This is a genomic window from Gloeotrichia echinulata CP02, assembly GCA_038087035.1.
In the GTDB taxonomy this organism is placed as follows: domain Bacteria; phylum Cyanobacteriota; class Cyanobacteriia; order Cyanobacteriales; family Nostocaceae; genus Gloeotrichia; species Gloeotrichia echinulata.
The window spans coordinates 6,410,743-6,429,013 of record CP051187.1 but is presented as its reverse complement, the minus strand read 5'-3'; the positions used below and the strand labels follow the sequence as shown (position 1 = coordinate 6,429,013).

22 protein-coding genes and 1 pseudogene are annotated in these 18,271 nt (G+C 43.3%); 12 read left to right on the top strand and 11 right to left on the bottom strand.

Annotated features, from left to right (window positions below; translation table 11 throughout):
• Positions 1–211: 211 nt before the first annotated feature.
• From HEQ19_28620 to HEQ19_28590, 7 genes are all read left to right on the top strand, one after another.
• A complete protein-coding gene (locus HEQ19_28620; GenBank protein ID WYM02857.1) occupies positions 212–706 on the top strand; it encodes a hypothetical protein in 495 nt (164 codons plus the stop codon).
• 1,208 nt (positions 707–1,914) lie between these two features.
• Positions 1,915–2,799: a sigma-70 family RNA polymerase sigma factor gene (locus tag HEQ19_28615; protein ID WYM02856.1), complete on the top strand. Its 885-nt coding sequence runs from the start codon at positions 1,915–1,917 to the stop codon at positions 2,797–2,799.
• The gene (locus tag HEQ19_28610; GenBank protein ID WYM02855.2) at positions 2,739–4,346 is read left to right on the top strand and encodes a tetratricopeptide repeat protein; all 1,608 of its coding nucleotides are present in this window, start codon (positions 2,739–2,741) and stop codon (positions 4,344–4,346) included. The genes HEQ19_28615 and HEQ19_28610 overlap by 61 nt, the downstream gene beginning before the upstream one ends.
• A 637-nt stretch (positions 4,347–4,983) precedes the next feature.
• Entirely contained in the window at positions 4,984–5,259 is a 276-nt protein-coding gene (locus HEQ19_28605; GenBank protein WYM03674.2) for a hypothetical protein, read from the top strand.
• Positions 5,259–5,651: a type II toxin-antitoxin system VapC family toxin gene (locus HEQ19_28600; protein WYM02854.1), complete on the top strand. Its 393-nt coding sequence runs from the start codon at positions 5,259–5,261 to the stop codon at positions 5,649–5,651. The genes HEQ19_28605 and HEQ19_28600 overlap by 1 nt, the downstream gene beginning before the upstream one ends.
• An 891-nt stretch (positions 5,652–6,542) precedes the next feature.
• Positions 6,543–6,746, top strand: a complete 204-nt coding sequence (locus HEQ19_28595) for a type II toxin-antitoxin system HicB family antitoxin (GenBank protein WYM02853.1) — start codon at positions 6,543–6,545, stop codon at positions 6,744–6,746.
• Positions 6,743–6,949, top strand: a complete 207-nt coding sequence (locus HEQ19_28590) for a type II toxin-antitoxin system HicA family toxin (GenBank protein ID WYM02852.1) — start codon at positions 6,743–6,745, stop codon at positions 6,947–6,949. The genes HEQ19_28595 and HEQ19_28590 overlap by 4 nt, the downstream gene beginning before the upstream one ends.
• 288 nt (positions 6,950–7,237) lie before the next feature.
• Here the strand turns inward: HEQ19_28590 and HEQ19_28585 are convergent, their stop codons facing one another.
• A complete protein-coding gene (locus tag HEQ19_28585) occupies positions 7,238–7,450 on the bottom strand; it encodes a type II toxin-antitoxin system HicB family antitoxin (protein ID WYM02851.1) in 213 nt (70 codons plus the stop codon).
• A 239-nt stretch (positions 7,451–7,689) separates the two neighbouring features.
• On the opposite strand from HEQ19_28585, the gene HEQ19_28580 reads away from it, so the two are divergent.
• Positions 7,690–7,950, top strand: a complete 261-nt coding sequence (locus HEQ19_28580; GenBank protein ID WYM02850.1) for a prevent-host-death family protein — start codon at positions 7,690–7,692, stop codon at positions 7,948–7,950.
• An 86-nt stretch (positions 7,951–8,036) separates the two neighbouring features.
• Positions 8,037–8,255 carry a type II toxin-antitoxin system Phd/YefM family antitoxin gene (locus tag HEQ19_28575; protein WYM02849.1) on the top strand — a complete coding sequence of 73 codons (219 nt, stop codon included), beginning with the start codon at positions 8,037–8,039 and terminating at the stop codon, positions 8,253–8,255.
• A 237-nt stretch (positions 8,256–8,492) separates the two neighbouring features.
• Here the strand turns inward: HEQ19_28575 and HEQ19_28570 are convergent, their stop codons facing one another.
• Positions 8,493–8,840 carry a DUF86 domain-containing protein gene (locus HEQ19_28570; GenBank protein WYM02848.1) on the bottom strand — a complete coding sequence of 116 codons (348 nt, stop codon included), beginning with the start codon at positions 8,838–8,840 and terminating at the stop codon, positions 8,493–8,495.
• Positions 8,827–9,135, bottom strand: coding sequence for a nucleotidyltransferase family protein (locus tag HEQ19_28565; GenBank protein ID WYM02847.1), 309 nt, complete (start codon positions 9,133–9,135; stop codon positions 8,827–8,829). The genes HEQ19_28570 and HEQ19_28565 overlap by 14 nt, the downstream gene beginning before the upstream one ends.
• A 262-nt stretch (positions 9,136–9,397) precedes the next feature.
• Between HEQ19_28565 and HEQ19_28560 the strand changes: the two are divergent.
• Both HEQ19_28560 and HEQ19_28555 read left to right on the top strand, forming a co-directional pair.
• Positions 9,398–9,586 (top strand): annotated as a pseudogene (locus HEQ19_28560) (gamma-glutamylcyclotransferase).
• 160 nt (positions 9,587–9,746) lie between these two features.
• On the top strand, positions 9,747–10,010 hold the full coding sequence (locus HEQ19_28555) for a gamma-glutamylcyclotransferase (protein ID WYM02846.1): 264 nt from the start codon (positions 9,747–9,749) through the stop codon (positions 10,008–10,010).
• On the opposite strand, the gene HEQ19_28550 is transcribed toward HEQ19_28555, so the two are convergent.
• From HEQ19_28550 to HEQ19_28535, 4 genes are all read right to left on the bottom strand, one after another.
• A complete protein-coding gene (locus HEQ19_28550; protein WYM02845.1) occupies positions 10,003–10,620 on the bottom strand; it encodes a zf-HC2 domain-containing protein in 618 nt (205 codons plus the stop codon). The two genes, HEQ19_28555 and HEQ19_28550, sit on opposite strands and share 8 nt — an antisense overlap.
• Before the next feature lie 155 nt (positions 10,621–10,775).
• Entirely contained in the window at positions 10,776–11,432 is a 657-nt protein-coding gene (locus HEQ19_28545) for a sigma-70 family RNA polymerase sigma factor (protein ID WYM02844.1), read from the bottom strand.
• A 318-nt stretch (positions 11,433–11,750) separates the two neighbouring features.
• Complete coding sequence (locus tag HEQ19_28540; protein ID WYM02843.1) at positions 11,751–11,936, bottom strand: hypothetical protein; 186 nt, start codon at positions 11,934–11,936, stop codon at positions 11,751–11,753.
• 2 nt (positions 11,937–11,938) lie between these two features.
• Positions 11,939–12,133 (bottom strand): hypothetical protein, encoded by a 195-nt coding sequence (locus HEQ19_28535; GenBank protein ID WYL98138.1) that lies wholly within the window; start codon positions 12,131–12,133, stop codon positions 11,939–11,941.
• Between the two features lie 190 nt (positions 12,134–12,323).
• On the opposite strand from HEQ19_28535, the gene HEQ19_28530 reads away from it, so the two are divergent.
• The gene (locus tag HEQ19_28530) at positions 12,324–13,139 is read left to right on the top strand and encodes a L,D-transpeptidase (protein ID WYM02842.1); all 816 of its coding nucleotides are present in this window, start codon (positions 12,324–12,326) and stop codon (positions 13,137–13,139) included.
• 233 nt (positions 13,140–13,372) lie between these two features.
• Here HEQ19_28530 and HEQ19_28525 read toward each other — a convergent pair whose 3' ends face one another.
• The 4 genes from HEQ19_28525 to HEQ19_28510 form a co-directional block, all read right to left on the bottom strand.
• The gene (locus HEQ19_28525; GenBank protein ID WYM02841.1) at positions 13,373–13,915 is read right to left on the bottom strand and encodes a late competence development ComFB family protein; all 543 of its coding nucleotides are present in this window, start codon (positions 13,913–13,915) and stop codon (positions 13,373–13,375) included.
• Between the two features lie 121 nt (positions 13,916–14,036).
• Entirely contained in the window at positions 14,037–15,035 is a 999-nt protein-coding gene (locus HEQ19_28520; GenBank protein ID WYM02840.1) for a M23 family metallopeptidase, read from the bottom strand.
• A gap of 869 nt (positions 15,036–15,904) precedes the next feature.
• On the bottom strand, positions 15,905–16,885 hold the full coding sequence (locus HEQ19_28515; GenBank protein ID WYM02839.1) for an AEC family transporter: 981 nt from the start codon (positions 16,883–16,885) through the stop codon (positions 15,905–15,907).
• A 204-nt stretch (positions 16,886–17,089) separates the two neighbouring features.
• Positions 17,090–18,070, bottom strand: coding sequence for an AEC family transporter (locus tag HEQ19_28510; GenBank protein WYM02838.1), 981 nt, complete (start codon positions 18,068–18,070; stop codon positions 17,090–17,092).
• Between the last annotated feature and the right edge of the window lie 201 nt (positions 18,071–18,271).

Genomic DNA, 18,271 nt, shown 5'->3' with positions numbered 1-18,271 from the left:
GGGTAAGACTCATTTTATCAGCTATGTGAGGACGATTGTGGTTCGGGGCGCAAAGCCTTGCACCCCTACAGATAAATGCATCTGAAAATCTGGAAAAATATGCACGAAAGGCTAAACCGTGTCTGAACGTTAAAACTGACAAATGATTATAGCGATAACATAGGTATTAAAGCGAACCTTGATAATCTAAAATGGTGTGAGGAATTGGGTCATGAAGCATGTTCCGTATTTGGTGACAGTTTTAGGGGTTGGTTCGGTGTTGAGTGTTTTGATGAATACTCAACCAGCACAAGCTCAAGTAGCCTATGGTAGTTATGTTGGTGTCGGTCCAACAGTTGGTGTAACTGACGGTTCTCAGGTTGGTGGGGTGATTGCTTTTCGCTACAAGCTTCTGGAATCACCGATTTCTTTCCGCGCCCAAGCTTTAGTTGGTCGGAGTACAGCGATTGTACCTACAGTTTCTTATGATGTGCCCCTAAACTGGCAAACTGATGCTTACTTGGGTGCTGGTGTAGTTTTCGCTAATGGTGATACTCCTTCCCCTGTTGGGAATAAAATCAGTTTTGCCTTACAACCGGGTATTGATTATATGGTACCCAATAGCAATACGGTGATTTTTGGCAATGCTATTATTGCCTTTGACGGCTACCGCGATGGTGGTGGTACTGCTGTTTCTGTACAAGGTGGTTTGGGTTTGAGATTTTAAGTGACACTCCTACACCAATTGCAAGCAATGTGGTGTAGGCTTCCGAGTCCTGTTAAGGATATCAGGAACTTCTTTTGTGGTACTCCATTTTTCCCACTACAGCATTTTATAGTGAGGTACGTGCCCTGCCCCACTCTTGGTCTTAAAAAAATTCCAAGTTCAAACTAGTTTCCTTGAAAATTTTACTTACAGGAGGTAGCAACGCATACACGGTTGCATTTCCCTATAAAACCCCATATTTTCAGTTTTCTTGGCGCAGCCTCTCCCTTTGGGAGAAGGTACTATGTTAGACCAGCATTTTAGGCTTTGTCGTCACTTATATATTCTAGCAAGAAGTGATTACCTATCTCAAGATATTGATAAAAACTCAACTGCCCTCTAATCTGTTTTACTTGCGGTAAAAAACAATTAGAGGGCGTCTCGTTTTTATCCCGTCATTCATCCCACACCAACTTCGGGTATGGTGTGGGGCTTCTGCCGGGTTAAGCTAAAATCAAGGGTCAATCCAAAATCAATTGACCCTCCGAATTTTAGATTTTAGATTTTAGATTTTAGATTGTTTCGGTACCTTGCAGGCTCCTTGTGGGCGGAACAAATCCAAAATCCCAAACTTGTACTGAGCGTACCACTACGTGGAAGCAAGCTACGCGCAGCGTCCCGCTCTTAAGTCGTACCACTACGTGGAAGCAAGCTAGGCGTAGCCTCTGTCTACGACACGCACTCGCGAACGTAGAGAAGTATCCAAAATCCAAAATCAATTGACCCTTGACTCTTAATTTAACTGATTCGCGTAATTCCCCTTCCTCAACTCTTAGTAGGGAGGGGATGTAAGCGAGTAAAAATCGAAACGTTCTGATAATAAAATTTTTACCGCAGGTAGGAACAGATTATCAGAGGCGCAAGGCCTGGCGGTAAGGGCGCAAGGCCTTGCGCCCCTACTACAGATGAATCCTATTAGATTATATTCGACAAATCAAACTTTAATATTTATAAAACTAATACTTTTTTGTATCATATCTGATGATTTTTATCAAGATATGACTGTTACTAAAATCATAGTTTTTACCCAAGTCCTGAATTTAACTGAATTTAACTGAGATAATCCTTACTCCTAAATTTCAATAATCCTGAATTTAGCTGAATTTTAAAATTCATAAAAGAAATACAATTCTTGTATATTTTTTCATCAACATCCAAAAACCTGAAAAATGAGCCTTATTCTCTCATCAGAGCTAAAAAATAGAGGTAAATCTGGCTGTAATTCCCAGGTGAGCAAGGGTAGAACAGTATTAGCAGAGCCTATTGGATTAAAGCATTTTTCCCAAGGCGATACCTGCGGCGAGGGTAGCCATCGCAGTGAATTTTGGCAGTTATGGCAGCAATATCGAGATTATCATTACAGTTGCTGCCTAAAGTGGATGAATGGTAATTCTTATGATGCTGAAGAATCCCTCAGTCAAGCAATGTTGAAAGCCTGGAGTAAATGGCCAGACCATAGGGAGCAAATCACCTATCCCAAAGCTTGGTTGACCCAAGTAATCCATAACCACTGTATGGATATCCATCGCCAACGCCAGCGAGAGGCGCAAAAGATGGAAAATATTGACGATATTAATGCAGATCATCTAGCAGTCAACGCTAGTGGCGAATCTCCCGAATCAGACATTTCTCGGTGTGAGATGAGAGCATACCTGAATAAAGCGATTGAGTCCTTACCTCCCAGACTGCGTGACCCTTTTATTCTCCGCTACTTCCAAGACAAGTCATGTCAAGACATCAGCAAACAACTCACCCTCTCTGAGGAAAACGTTTGGAAACGGGTTCAACAGGCGCGAACCATTCTGCGAAACCGGTTGAACAAGTATCTGACGGGGGAAGATGACACTTCCTTAGATTCCCTCCTACCAGACTTGAAATCGGTGATTCCCACGGTAAAAGAGTCGCAACCCGACAAAACAGTGATATTTGACGGGGAAGCATCGATAACTACAACAAACAACACTGAAGAAATTAGTTACAAATTCACCGTGCTATGTATACAAACTTTGCCACATTCTTGGTACAGTTCTCCGAGCCTTCAGGGGTGGAGATGAATGCTCATCTAGTCTTAAACGAAAAGCCAAGTAGACAAGACCAAAAGTTGAAAAGCTTAAGTAAGCACGTCCAGGAGCATCCCCAAGGATGGAAGAAAAGGTGGGAATTAGCTGAACTTCTGATCAATATAGGTCACTGGGAACAGGCTATTGACGAGTATCATCAAGTGATTGAGCGACAACCTCAATTGATTGACGTGCGACTACAACTAGGGAAAATTTTACAGGTAATGAGACGCAACGCAGAGGCGATAGAGGTTTTTCAAGGTGCATTGCCATTGTCCCGCAATCTTGGAACTCGACATCATATATATGGATTGATTGCAGTTTGTAGAGGTGACAGTGACAAAGCAATTACAGCTTTTGATTTAGCTGCTGCTTCAGAACCAGACAAAATAGTTCACTGGCTGGCTTTGGGACAAGTGCAGATGGACAAAGAGAATCCTGTTGGCGCTTTACGAGCCTTTGATCAGGTTTTGTCAATCAATCCAAATGATATTGTGGCATTGATTCATAGCTATGATGCACTGATGGCGATGGGGAATGTTCAGGAAGCCAGAGAACGCTTGCAGAAATTGATGGTCTTAGCTCCTGATGATTTGCGGGTACTTCAACGACAGTTAGATGAGCGTTGCAATCTGAGATTGGTATCCGGTGAGGATGGCAAGCAGACTAAAAAGATAATTACCTCTGTTCTGCAACAGACTTCTCATGGGGTGCTAGCCGATAATTTACTGGCATATTATCACATTTATCGAGGCGATTCGGCGAAGGGGGTAGCCCTGTTGCAACAGTATACTTTAAAATATCCAACTCAACCAAGTAGCTGGTATTATTACGGACGCTGCTTATTCCAGACAGGTGAATACGAGACAGCCGATGAGGCAATGTTCAAGGCTTATCGTTTGTACGCCAAGGATTGTGAAATCTATCGAGCCTTGTGTGAAATTTTACCCATGACTCCACCCTCCCAGGAGAGGGGAGCAAAACTAGCTTTGATAGTGGAAGAAATGCTAGAGCAGTTTCCTGACAGATGGAGTATTTGGGCGTCTGCGGGGTTAGTCTTGGTGGAATGCTTCAACGACTTTGAACGAGGGTGTAGTGTTTCTGAGCAAGGGACAAAACTACAGCCCCAGTTAGCTGATGCTTGGGTTCGTCATGGCCGGGTGTTGGCTTTGGCTGGTAAACACCAACAAGCGGTGGAGGCTTTCACCCAAGGATGGGAGTTGTTACCAGTGGGGGGTTATCTGCAATTAGTACCTGCTGCGTTGTGGCTAGGCGAGAGTTACCAGGTTCTGGGGGATGCTGAGGCTAGTCAGGGATGGTGGGAAGCAGCTTGTGAGGGAAGTGAGAAATTGAAGGCGTTTCACCCGGTTTTGGCTGATTACTGGTTAGGGCGAGCCTTGGCGGAGTTGGGCGATAGGTTGGGAGCGATACAGGCTTATGAAAGTGCTTTGAGTCTGCAGTTGTTGTATCCGGCTCGTGGGGAAGTTGAAAAAAATATGCAGCGGCTGAAAGATAAGAGGCGTAAGGGTTATGGGGGTTGAGTGCGGATTTTTTGGCAAAAAAGTGCCGCTAACTCGAAAAGTTCAGGAATTGGGGTGGAAAAACGTCACAAAGGTGTGGGAAGAAAAAACCACTTGATTCAGCGCAAACGCATCTTATTTTTAGGATCTTTGCTGGGACATGTAAATCATTGAAAATAAAGAGACAAAGCGGTATCTGTTTTCTGATGGAGACCCAATCAAAGGAGAGCGCGGAGCTGAGGGAGGCTGGCTAATATCAAGCGGCTTTGCAAGTCCTAATGTCGTTGGCGCTGATGACAATTACTACAACCGTGCTTTATGGAAGATACGCGGCTAAAGTCCAATTCTTCGCTGACTTTAGCTAGTGCGATGCCTGCGGCGCTTGCGGTGCCATCGCCTCCTATTGTAGGGTGCGTTAACTGAAAGTACGCCACTATCCCTATGATTAAATTAGGTGGGTTACGCTATCGCTAACCCACCTTACCTTTTAGTGCGATCGCTTTGGGGAATTTGGAAGGGCTACGCCGGAGCTTGTTTGTGGTAAGATGGGTTGCAGCACTTCTTAGACATCGCCTTTTTTACGGGAATGCGTAGGCGTAGCCCATCGTAGACATCACTATTAATAAAGGAAAAACTAAAATAAATAAGTCAATTTAATTTGGATCATAAAACAATGCAGCAAATAAATATTGATGCCCGTGTAGACGAGAATGGTTTTATATCTCTAAAAATGCCTCCAAGTTTTGCTGGCATGGAAATCAAAGGAAAACTTTTGTATCAACTTTCTCCTATTTCCTTAGAAAATCTCAAAACGAAAGAGATTGATATTAATGCTGTTCGCAGTATTTGTTATAATATTAGAAATTTACCTACTCTTGATAGCAGAAGCCCTGATGAAATTATTGGCTACAACGAGTTGGGAATTCCAGAATAATGGTTGTTGATCCTGCCGCTATCCTGGCAATTATTTATGCTGAACCTGAAGAATTGATATTTATTCAGCTGATTAACGAAAGCAAAGATTGCCTACTTTCTGCTCCGGGCTACGTTGAAGCATCCATAGTTTTAGGTACTAAATATGGTCAGCAGGGAGTCGAGAATTTGAATTTATTGATTGAAGCACTCTCTCTAATCATCATGCCTTTCAGTGTAGAGCAAGCACAATTAGCTAGCGAAGCATTCTTGAAATTTGGTAAGGGTCGCCATCCAGCAAAGCTGAATATGGGAGATTGCTTTTCCTATGCTTTAGCAAAATATACAAATCAACCTTTGTTATTTAAAGGTAATGACTTTATTTACACCGATATTGATCAAGTAAATTATTAATTATTGAATACGGTTCGGTTAAGAGCCGTAGTCGTTTTCATAACTGTTAGCTTAAACCCATTGAAATGGGTTAAAAGACTCCCCAGTGCGATGTCTGCGGCGCTTGCGGTGCGATGCCTGCGGCGGGCGTAGCCATCGCCTCCTATTGTAGGGTGCGTTAACCGAAAGTACGCCACTATCCCTATGATTAAATTAGGTGGGTTACGCGATAGCGTAACCACCCTACCTTTTAGTGCGATCGCTTTGGGGAATTTGGAAGGGCTACGCCGGAGCTTGTTTGTGGAGAGAGGCTTTATATCATGGAATTTGGTAAGGGATATCTGTTAAAATTTGTTGAGATCAACAAAAAATGTCAAAGCAGTCAGCAACCCAGCCCTAAAGGGACTGAGCTTGTAAGAGAAATCAAGCAAGATGTGCTGACCAGACCACCCTGAGCGTAGTCGTTCGCGTCAGCGTCTCGTTGGCGCAGCCTCTCGTAGAGAAGAGAAGGGTAGCCGTTATTTGAGTCACGACACCTCGGAATGCGTTCGCCCTTGGCGTTGCCGAAGGCTAGCTAGTTCCCTGCTCTGTCGCTTGTGATTAAACAGTTCTAAGGTCACTGGAACAGTGTTGCAAGCCTAAAAAGCTCTTATAACTGGTCGTTCGCGTAGCGTCTCCTCTTAGGAGAAGCTAACTTTACCCCGAAAGGGTGGCTCCTCGGAGCAAAACATTATGCGTACAGGGTTGCAAAATTTGAAATGGTAATTGTCCCATTGAAAGTGCAATACAAAAGCACACCAAATTAAACAACCCCAAGGCGGTAATGAATAAAGATTGACTGCGGTTAAAACCGCCGAGTCGTTTCCCTCTCAGCACTAAAGTGACTGAGTTTCCCACATCCCACGAAGTTCTATGAAAATCAAAGCCATTATTTATCCTGCAGAAGAAGGGGGTTATTGGGCTGAAGTACCTGGTCTTCCCGGTTGTATAACAGAAGGAGATACAATGGAAGAATTGGTCAATAACCTCCATGATGCGATACAAGGCTGGTTAGAAGTAGCGAATGAAATTCAAAAACCAGATCCTCTTTCACAAGTTATTGAAATTGCGGTATGAAATCAATCTCCGGGAAAAAGCTATGTAAAATTGTTGAACAAAAAGGCTGGCTTCTCAAAAAAATTACAGGAAGTCACCATATTTATGAAAAGCCTAATGAGAATAAAATTATCTCTATTCCCGTACATCGAAATCAAGATTTAAAACTGGGAACTTTAAAATCAATAATGAAAATAGCCGAACTATTGGAAGATGATATGTAGTCAACCGCCCCACCCACAAGGCTACTGTGTATACACAAGTGCGATACCTGCGGCGCTTGCGGTGCCATTGCCTGATATTATAGGGTGCGTTAACTGAAAGTATAGCGATTCTCAGTTAAGTTAGGTACAAAAGTGTATCACGCGGTGTAAGGGCACGGCAATGCCGTGCCCCTACGGGTGTACCTTACTAGGGCGAGAAACGCTATACGGCACCATCCCTATGATTAAATTAGGTGGGTTACGCTGTCGCTAACCCACCTTACCTTTTATTGCGATAAAGAAATTGGCTCATACTTCAACAGCAACTCGTTGGACGCCCACAAAATCCAATGAATCCTGTTCTGATTCAAATTCCAAACAGAGTGCGATCGCTTCTCGGATACGTTCCATCAACTCATCTAAAGATTTGGCTTGTGTATGACATCCAGCTAGATTAGGGACGGAGGCGATAAAGTAGCCATCTGCATCTCGTTCGATAATTACATTAAATTCTCTTTTCATGATTAGTTGCTTTTGATTTTTATGCTATTTTCTCACGATTACAAGAGTGCAATCGCTATTACGAATAATACAAAAACCCAGTTGTTATCCGTAAGCGTAACTGAGCGATCGCTGTTTTATGGGGAGAAGGGCGATGTCTACTACGGGCTACCTTAGAGCTTGTTTGTGGACAGAGGTCCGATTGGCATGATTTTGTGTTATGGTGTACTCCTGTGTACACTTATTGCCAGTTTACTATCATGGAAATACAATCTGTAGGAATCAAGGAATTTCGTGCCAATATACACAAATACACAAAACAGACATCTGAACCAATAGCAATTACTTCTCATGGCGTGCAAATAGGTTACTATATCCCGACACAACCTACTCCTCAAAAACAAGATTTAATTGCTTTACAAGCAGCAGTACAGAAAATCAAACAATTACTGGAAACAAAAGGTATTAGTGAAGATGAGCTATTTGCCGATTTCCAGAATGCCAAAAAAAGTACACTATAACGATGAGAAAGTTATTCGATTCAGATTAGAATAAAGATAATATTCAGATTCAGTATCCAACACTTATCGTAAAAGAATTACTAATCATGACTAAACTAGAAATAAATCAATTCCAGTCTAATTTAACTAAATATCTCGACCTGGTAATCAAAGGAGAGAAGATCATTATTACACAAGATGATAAACCAGTGGCGGAAATTTCCCCAATTCAACGCCCGTTAAAACGAGGTAGTGCTAAAGGGAAAGTATGGATGTCATCAGATTTTAACGACTCTCTCGAAGACTTTAAGGATTACATGGAATGAAATTATTATTAGATACCCATATATTTCTTTGGTTCGTTAACGATGATATACAACTGAATGCTCATCTAAAAGATTTAATCGAAGACAAAAACAATACTATTTAAGTCTTGCTAGTCTTTGGGAAATGTCTATTAAATATAACTTACAAAAACTAAAATTTGAGAGTTCATATCAAGAGTTTATTGAGGTAGAAATTATCCAAAGTTGTCTCAATTATCCTGTTTCTGTTAAAATAATTTATCTTTCTAAATCTTTAATTGCCTTTTGAATCTCACTTAAAAGTGAACCTAAATCTTGAGTGATTACTTGCCAGATTATATCTAAATCAACATCAAAATAAGCATGAATTATACGGTTTCTCATGCCGATAATTTGTCGCCAAGGTATTTGAAAATACTTAGCTTGGCAAGATTCAGAAACATGATTAGCTGCTTCACCGATGATTTCAATTAATCTTACTAGAGCTAAAGATAGCATCCTATCATGATCTAAATCTTCTCTGGTACGATTGTTCACAAAAGATAACGCCTCTTCTGCGGAATCTCGGATGTGTTTTAGCCGAGTTAAATCGTCAATTTTGCTCATAAATAACCATAGCTTCCGCTAAGACTTGCTCACGAAAATAACGACTTAAATCTGCTGATGTTCTTAAATCTATCTGGCGATTTATTATACTTGACAACTCATCTTCCATCGTAATAATAGCTAAACCTGGAGTTTTTCCCGGTTCAAATTCTACTAAAACATCAACATCACTTTCTCTTGTAAAATCATCTCTTAATACTGAACCAAATAAAAACAACTTGCGGATCGAATGACGTTGACAAAAATGGTTAATTTCTTCTTGAGATAACTTAATAGGAAGAGTCTTTTGTTTCATGGTTAAAACTCCTGATTGATGATTTTATCTCCATGAGATATAGCGTTTTTCGCCAAGCGTGAGGTACACCTGTAGAGGCACTGCAACTAGTTGGACGCCCACAAAATCCAATGAATCCTGTTCATAGAAACACAATCCATGAAGCCCATTTTTGCTGATACCTTTTACAGGAAGATGCTGTAATCACAATTCCCTAGAACCTTGCAATCTCTGACATAATTCATTCAAGCACGACTATTGACTTACCCTAATTCTATCAAAAATGCAATCCTCTGACGGGCTGCGGGTCTTTGTCTACGGCACCCTCAAGCCAGGTGAAGCGAATTATCAAAGATATTGTGCCGGCAAATTGGTCAATGCTCAACGCGCTATGGCACTAGGTAAGCTATTTGCTTTACCTGCAGGCTACCCAGCCATGACTCTAGGAGATACACCAGTCCAAGGCTATTTACCGAAAATTTGGGTCTAGAGCCGCCGTTCTTTTAGGACGGCTTTTTGGTAAAATGGTGGCAACAGGCAGGGCATTGTCTGTCGGGCTAGGTGATGTAAGACGGGCTATGCCTGCTATTGCTGTTTGAATCCAGAATCCCTGAACTTTCAGATCAGGGAGTATGTCAATTTCTTTTGCCGATTCAGAAAATTTAACTGAATTAGATCAGCTAGAAGATTACCAGACTACTAGACAAAAATCAGAAAACCTCTATAATCGAGAGCATATCGAGATATTTAATCTTGATATGCTCTCGTTGGGTCGGGCTTGGGTCTACTTAATGACCTTAGACCGGGTTTACCAATTAAGAGGTTTTCCCCAACCTGATGGCTGGTGGAGTGGCTGCGGCTTAACTCCAAACACAGCGAATTGGGCAATTAGTTGATATCCTGTTTCGGATCAACTTGTTTCGGCTGTCGGTGATTTGCAGGTTTTGCCGATCGCGCAACTGCTGCTTTGGGAATTTCAATCACTGGGTTATTTAAAGCCACCATCAGCGGTGAAGCAGGAACGGCAATGACGGGGGTCGTTTTTGCTGGTTCTGCTATTCTTTGCTGCGCTAATTGCAGGGTTTTGGATTCCCCACCAGGGAGGACGCCTGATACTGCGCCAATCACACAAGCCGCAACAGCCGCGCCCGAACAAGCCCAGACAAACTGAGAACGGCGACGTAACCGCGCGAAAACCTTTTGGATTGTTGTTTCTATTGGCTGTTGGTTCTCTGGTACGGGCAGATTCCGCAAGCCTTGTCTTAATTTTAACAGTCGAGCGTACAAGCACTTAACGCCGGCATCATTTGCCAGCCATTCTTCAACTTGCCTGCGTTCAGCAGCTGTGACCTCGCCATCGAGGTAAGCACTCAATAACTCGAAGCGATCGCGCTTCACCATATCCTTTGCACCCGTCGATTCATTGGTATGCTTGGCCAATCCATCTGCCATAACGCTTGGAAGTTGCGAGTCAGAGTGGTTGTAGAACTGAGAATCAGTAGTCATCTTAACATTATTACCAATTCATGAACGGGTAAAAGCAGCGGACAATTTTGAGAAATATTTCAAATTGGCTGCTGATGGCAGAAGGCTTGACATTTCTTGACAATTATTAATCTATGCTTAAGTTCTGCCACTGAGCCAGGGAAAGATGCTGTAAATTAGATATTAAGATAAGTTTGCAACTGGGTTTGCAATCTCGATCTAGCCCTAGCTATTCTCGATTTCACGGTTCCTAAAGAAACGCCAGTGATTTCGGCAATTTCTTCATAAGCCATCCCTTCGATTTCTCTGAGGACAATTGTAGTACGAAATACTTCTGGTAAATCGGCGATCGCGTCTCGCAGTTGCTCGTAAAATTCTCTAGTCGTCAGTTCTTCCTCCGGTCCTGGGGTATCTCCAGCAATTTCCCAATCCATCTCGCCGTCTTCTACCGAGCGGGGAGCATCTAGGGATAGAGGACTGACAACCCGCTTACGTTTGCGCAACTCATCATAAAACAAGTTGGTAGCAATGCGGCTTAACCAGCCCCGAAATTTGGCAGGTTCTTGTAATCGGCTAATATTCCGATATACTCGAATCCAAACTTCTTGAGCCAAATCGGCTCTGTCAGCCCAATCTGGAGCCAGGTGGTATAACACCCTATCGACTTGAGTTTGATAGCGGCGCAATAGTTCTGCAAACGCAGCACGATCTGGTCGCTGTCCGACTTGACAGCGCAAAATGAGATCGTGATTTGAGAGTTTGTCAACTTGCACCGATGCTTCTGGGCACCTCGCATCAACCGTTGACCAGGATACAGTAATCGACTGACTCATAGATCGTACTGGCTTTAAATAATCCCTTTTTATTAGACCTGCTAATCGGCAGGAAGTTCCTCAGATAAGTGACGGAATTATGAGTGGAACACTGAGGTATACAAGTTGGGGTAGATTCGTGAGAACTCAGAGCGCCCTTGTTTAGCCCTAATGATTGCATGGTAACTCCTTCAGCTATTAGACCTCTGCTGGCAAAATCCAGCAATGTTACGTATAGTTGTGCTGTTAGTGATATCGTACTACATACAATTGACAAACCAGTTGTAGTATGTATCTTAAATAAATGATAGAGACTCATTGGGGATTGAGGGATGAGGATTATTCTCCCTCATCCCTCAATCCCCAATCCCCAATCCCCAATCCCCAATCCCCAATCCCCAATCCCCAATCCCCAATCCCCAATCCCTGGTAACAGAGCGGAGCCGTACCACTACGTGGAAGCAAGCTACGCGTAGCGTCCGCACCAGAAGTGCAATCCCCAATCTCCAATCCCCAATGCCCCATTGTTATTTCTCCGGTCTGCTGACTAGAATCGTTGCTGATGTTTTTGTATCCTGCTGATAACTAGCACCAGTCTTAGTTTGATCGGGTAGACGAACTTGAAAAAAGAAATTGAGGGAAAATGTAATTGTGACAGCTAACAATAGTTTTTCAAACATGGTTTTTCTTCCACTCACACCATTAATGATTGATTGCTGCACTTCAAGAGTTCCAATAAATAAAAATTCTTACCGGGAATTTTTTTAGGTTATGACTTCTGGATAGCTTTAGTGTGCCCAGAGGTATATGCGGATTCATAAGGAAAGTGATAAGTATTTATAAATTTTTGATAAAAGGATGCTTAACACATCCAATTAGTCAAGTGGATAAGTCAGGGATTAAAAATAGGCGATGACAATGGAAAGAAATGTATCTGTAGCGCGGATAATCATGTGGCTCTGTTTTGGCACAGCAATTTTATCTCTGGCTGTCCATTGGCACCTGAATACAACAGAACAGAAAACTGAGCAGCTAGCCTCCACTCAGGACAGTCAGAGAAAGCTGTCGAAAACGGGGATCGAGGGAACCGCGCTGGGCGCGTCTGTTCCTGCTAAAGTGACTGATAGGACATCTAAATCAAAGACCTCAACGATAAAGTCTCATAATACTAAGTCGGGAACAGGGAGTAAAAATGTAGCCAGAGCAACTGAAAAAGCTCAAAAGACCCGGTTAGTGGGGCAAGGACAAGCACAGAACCCAAGGGCGGTGGACGACTGGCCAGAGTCGCTAATGCCAAGGGCTGCAGCCCAACAAAAAACAGGTAATAAGGTGGTATACGATAAAAGGCAAGTGATGATTGATTTAAGCGATCGCCGCGCCTATGTTTACCAGTCAGATACAGTCATAGCCAGCTACCCAATTGCGGTAGGTAAGAAGGGATGGGAAACACCCACAGGGAATTTTCAAGTCATGCATAAGCAACATGATCCTATTTGGCTGCATCCCATTACCGGCAAAGTCTTTGAGGCTGGCCCCGATAGTCCTTTGGGAGACCGCTGGATTGGTTTTTGGTCGGATGGACACAATGAAATTGGCTTTCATGGCACGCCAGATACCCACCTGCTCGGATCTGCTATCTCTCACGGGTGCATCAGAATGCGAAATCCCGATGTCCGATTACTGTACGAGCAAGTGAGGTTAGGGACGCGAGTTATAGTACAAGATTGATCAAGGGTCAAGGGTGAACCGTCCAGGGTCAAGGGTCAACGGTCAAGACTGAGGACTTTGGACTCTTGACTCTTGACTCTTGACTCTTGACTCTTGACTCTTGACTCTTGACTCTTGACTCTTGACTCTTGACTCTTGACTCTTGACTCTTGACCCTTGACTCTTGACTCTTGACTCTTGACTCTTGACTCTTGACTCTTGACCCTTGACTCTTGACTCTTGACCCTTGACCATTAAGATTGGGATTTTTGCTCATAATTAAGAGCGTAGGCTTGAAGTAAAGTGCTGACGTGCTTTAGCACCTCATTGCCAGTAGTTTTACCCGATACTGGTGTTTGATTGTTATTGGGTTGGTCGAGGTTACGACCAATAGCTTCGCCTATTTGCTGGGCAATTAATTCTTGAAGATCTGCCTTAGCGCGTTGGCGCTGGTAGTTAGCACCTTCTTCCGTTGTTGCATAGAGGGGAGGAAGGCGATTGAGGGCGTAAGCGGCTATATCGCCTACATCCAGGGAACTTTCGCTAGTAGCTTCGATTTCTGCTACTCTGGAGATCGCTTCTGTTAATACCAACTCTTCCATGACGTTGATGAACTGTTTGCGAGGTACCGCTACCACTTCGCCAGTTAATAGCGCCCCCATTAGCCTATCCAGTGCCATGTACTCTTCTATGGAGAGTTCTGAGGCATTATCGCAGATGCGCCCGACTTCTGCTTCCATAGCTGGTGTCAGATAACCATCTTGGAGAGCTTGTTCGACAATTTTTTCAATACTCATAACACTCATAATTTCTAAGCTACCAATGCTTGGTAGGGACGGTAACAATCTAATTTATTTTGCCCAAAATTAGGCAAAAAAAAATACACTTCATGTACAGAGGAAATTAATTTGGTCTCTACTAATTAAAAACCTTAGTTTGCCAAGGTATTGGATCAATAGATAGACCATTGACATATAGACCCCAGTGCAAGTGTGGTCCGGTGGAAGCACCTGTTGCACCTACTGCGCCAATTTTTTGACCAGCTTTGACTAAATCGCCTTCTTGGACATTAATGCGACTTAGGTGCATGAAAATGCTAGTGACTCCTTGACCGTGGTCAATGCCAATTACGTTACCGTGAACCCGGAACCCTTGGGAGACTGTGCCGACTAAAGCAACTCGTCCTGCGGCTGGGGCGATGACCGGGGAACCCGTTGCACCAGCATAGTCAAGGCCACGATGATAGTAATCCTCTGCAAATTTACCATTATAGTAGCGACGTACACCAAATTTTGTACTCATCCGCCCGGCATTTGGTTTCAAGAATACACCACTCCAATATTTTTCGGGTGTTTGTAGTGCCTTGAAAGCGGCTACACGCTTGAGTTCAAACTCTGTAGCTTCTACTCCCGCTTTCCCTGGTGGTAAATTAATGCGTTGAACGGGAAATGTACGGTTTCGCACTCGCACTGGCAAGTTTTGCACCTGACCATCCCCTGTAATCTGGATTGTTCTGATTCCGGGCTTTTCTAATGGAGTTGTGGGTATAAAAGCCCGATATTGTTTGGGTGCAATTTCAAACGTTGGGTAGGTCTTCTCGCCAATAGCTACCCCTGGATGATTATCAGTTATGGATTGAGGGTTTTCAGTTGAGGGTTGGGGGTTTTCAGTTGTGGGTTGAAGATTATCAGTTGAGGGATTATCTAGATTAATCACCACTGACAGCGTATCCCCCAGTCGAGGGTTACTGGGAGAGACCTGTACTTGTAAAGCATCTACAGGTAATGTCAAAGCGACGGGGAAAGCAGCCAACATTCCCATTAACCGACTAACTGCACGGCCCTTGGGTTGAGAAACTTGGACACCACAACAGAGCAACTTACTTTCAGAATTATTAATGCGATCCTCGATAGTCATAGACGTAAAACAAAACCCCTTACTGATGTTGACAACAGACTAGCTTATTACATCTAGTGTTGCCTAATCGCAGCAGATGTTTTGGCAAACGATAAATCTCATGAACCGTTTCTGCTACTGAACTGTACCGACTCTAGGGAGAAGAATCGAGATCAGTAATTATCCTGGCTATATTGCCAGGGGGAACAAACAAGGGATGGGGGAAGAAAACACCACCCCGAACAAAAGTTACAACATTTTGGATTGTGAAAGAATTACTGATAATCGCTTTCAACTAAACCCGCAAGGAGTCCCACACCGTAATCTATGATTCGGTGTCGGGAGGAATTGTGGGTTTGATTTGTTGCGTCCTGCGACCAATTCTTACCGTAGGTAAGAGAGGAAGGAGGACAGCGACAAATCAAACAATCTCTTAGACTGCAACGCATAATCTTTAGGTCATTATGAATAACCTTTGCCTTCCCCTCCTTTAGCCAACTTCGAGCTTCTACTGGCTTTTGTTGGCATCATGGGTTTACCGTTTTTATCTAACACTGTCACACGAATCATGGAGATAATCCTCTCGTGTAAGTTGTAAGTCCCTTAGCCCACTATTACCAAAATGTCCTTTCTGCAAGCACTACTAATCAGGTAGTTTGTAGTTATTCCGAGTTAGGGAAACGCTCGGAGGTACGTATCAGGTAAGAGCTACTGGGCTAGTCATCTTTTGCTTTGAAAGCTGATTCTTTCAAGCCCACACTGTACTGTATTCAGTCAGTGTGGGTAGTTGACGTATCCATCTGTCAGCATCATTATTCAACTTGGTATTAGTTTAGCTGTTTTTGACGTTGATCAAGCGATCGCCGCCAAGAGTTTTTATAGCAAGTCCCTTAACCAAACCAGGCAAGCCACAAAGGTAATGCCAGGAATAATCCGACAAAGGTCAGGGCGATGCTGCTAGCCAACAAATTCCGATCTAGGTCATAAACTTCTGCTAAAATGAGTACAGAAAGTCCTGTGGGTGTTCCAGACATCAGCACTAGTACCAGCCGTTGTTCGCCCGTCACACCGAAATAGGTAGCACCTAATCCCACTACCATCGGGATGATCAAGACTTTGAGGATGCTGGCAATTGAGGCGATTTTCAGACTTTTCCAAGACCGCATTGCCCCTAGCCGCAGTCCAACCAGTAATAAAGCAAAGGCGATAACGACCCAAACAGCTTGATCTAGTCCTGACTCTACAACTTGTGGTAATTTCACAAACTGTGTATTCAAGCCCAGGAAAAATGTCCACAGGCTGGGGACAGTTATCAAATCCCGCAGCTGTATCCACCAATGGTTTTTGGTTTCCCGCTTACCAAAATAGCTAGCAATTAAGACCGCAATACCGTATGTACCAACAACATTGTTGGTAACGCTAAATAACACTGCCCAATCCGTATTTTCTGGGCTAGTCAGCACTTGTGTTAGTGTCAAGCCGACAAAACCTGTATTGCCTAAAATAGCTGCCAGTATAAAACTACCCAAACTTGCCTGTTTGAGCGATTGAACATCTCTGGCGAGGGGGAATTCCAAACTTCTCGGTTGTGGTTGCATTTTTCGATTCATGAACCATTGCAGTCCCCACCACAATAAGAGTGCTAGTACCAGACTCAGGAGTAATACTCCTACTGCTATCCCTGGGATGAGTCCACCATTAGACAAGTTAGTGTGACGCGCCAAAACCAAGAGTTGCAATGGAACTCCAATCCAGTACAGTCCTTGTCCTAGTAGCTTCAAAAAACTATCTGGGGTGAACCGAGATAGGATCAGTCCTAAGCCTATCCAGGTGAATAGAGGGGTGTAGGCATTGAATAGATTTTCAATCATTTTTGAGCCTCAAAAGCTAAAACTTCACTTCAATCGCCAATCGCCAATCGCCAATCCCTTAAATTTGAACAAAAATGTTGAGCGCAGTCCCTACCTATAACGAAGTTTAGGTAGGGTTAGCGAAACCCAGGGTACGTGGTACAATAATCCAAAATCTAAAATCTCAAATTGTTGGCCCTTGTGGGTGGAGTTTTTTATCCCCTGTTAACCAAACCAGGCAAGCCACAAAGGTAATGCCAACAGTAATCCGACAAAGGTCAGGGCGATGCTGCTAGCCAACAAATTTCGATCTAGGTCATAAACTTCTGCTAAAATGAGTACAGCAAGTCCTGTGGGTGTTCCAGACATCAGCACTAGTACTAGCCGTTGTTCGCCCGTCACACCGAAATAAGTAGCACATAATCCCACTACCATCGGGATAATCAAGACTTTGATGATGCTAGCAATTGAGGCGATTTTCAGATTTTTCCAGCCCCGGAGCGACCCTAGGCGCAGTCCAACCAGTAATAAAGCAAAGGCGATAACGACCCAAACGGCTTGATTTAGTCCTGATTCAACAACTTGTGGTAATTTCACAAACTGTGTATTCAACCCCAACAAAAATGTCCACCGGCTGGGGACAGATATAAAATCCCTTAAGTTTATCCACCAATGCTTTTTGGTTTCCCCCTTACCAAAATAGCTAGAAATTAAGACCGCAATACCATATGTACCAACAATATTGTTGATGACGCTATATAATACTGCCCAACCCGTATTTTCTGGGCTAATCAGCACTTGTGTTAATGTCAAGCCGATAAAACTTGTATTGCCTACAATAGCTGCCAGTATAAAACTACCCAAACTTGCCTGTTTGACGGAGTTAACATCTGTTACAACTGGGAATTCCAGACTTTGCGGTTGTGGTTGGACTTTTGGATTTATGAACCATTGTAGCCCCCACCACAATAACAGTGCTAGTGCCAGACTCAGCAATAATACTCCTACTACTATCCCGAGGATGAGTCCGCCATTAGACAAGTTAGTGTGACGCGCCAAAACGAACATTTGTACTGGAACTCCAATCCAGTACAGCCCTTGTCCTAGTAGCTTCAAAAAACTATCTGGGCTGAACCGAGATAGGATCAGTCCTAAGCCTATCCAGGTGAATAGAGGGGTGTAGGCATTGAATAGATTTTCAATCATTTCAATTTAAGTAGCTGTTATGAACTGCGTACACCAGGATGCATGGAAATGGGATAATTGGGGATACATGGTGTTCCACAGAGGTCGAGCCTACCTGGTATATAATAACCTGTTAAGTACCCAGACCGTGATACCCTTTCAAGGTGACTTTTGACGTTCTCACCGCACTTTTAGGGCGGTGATTCTAAAAAAAGGACGGTG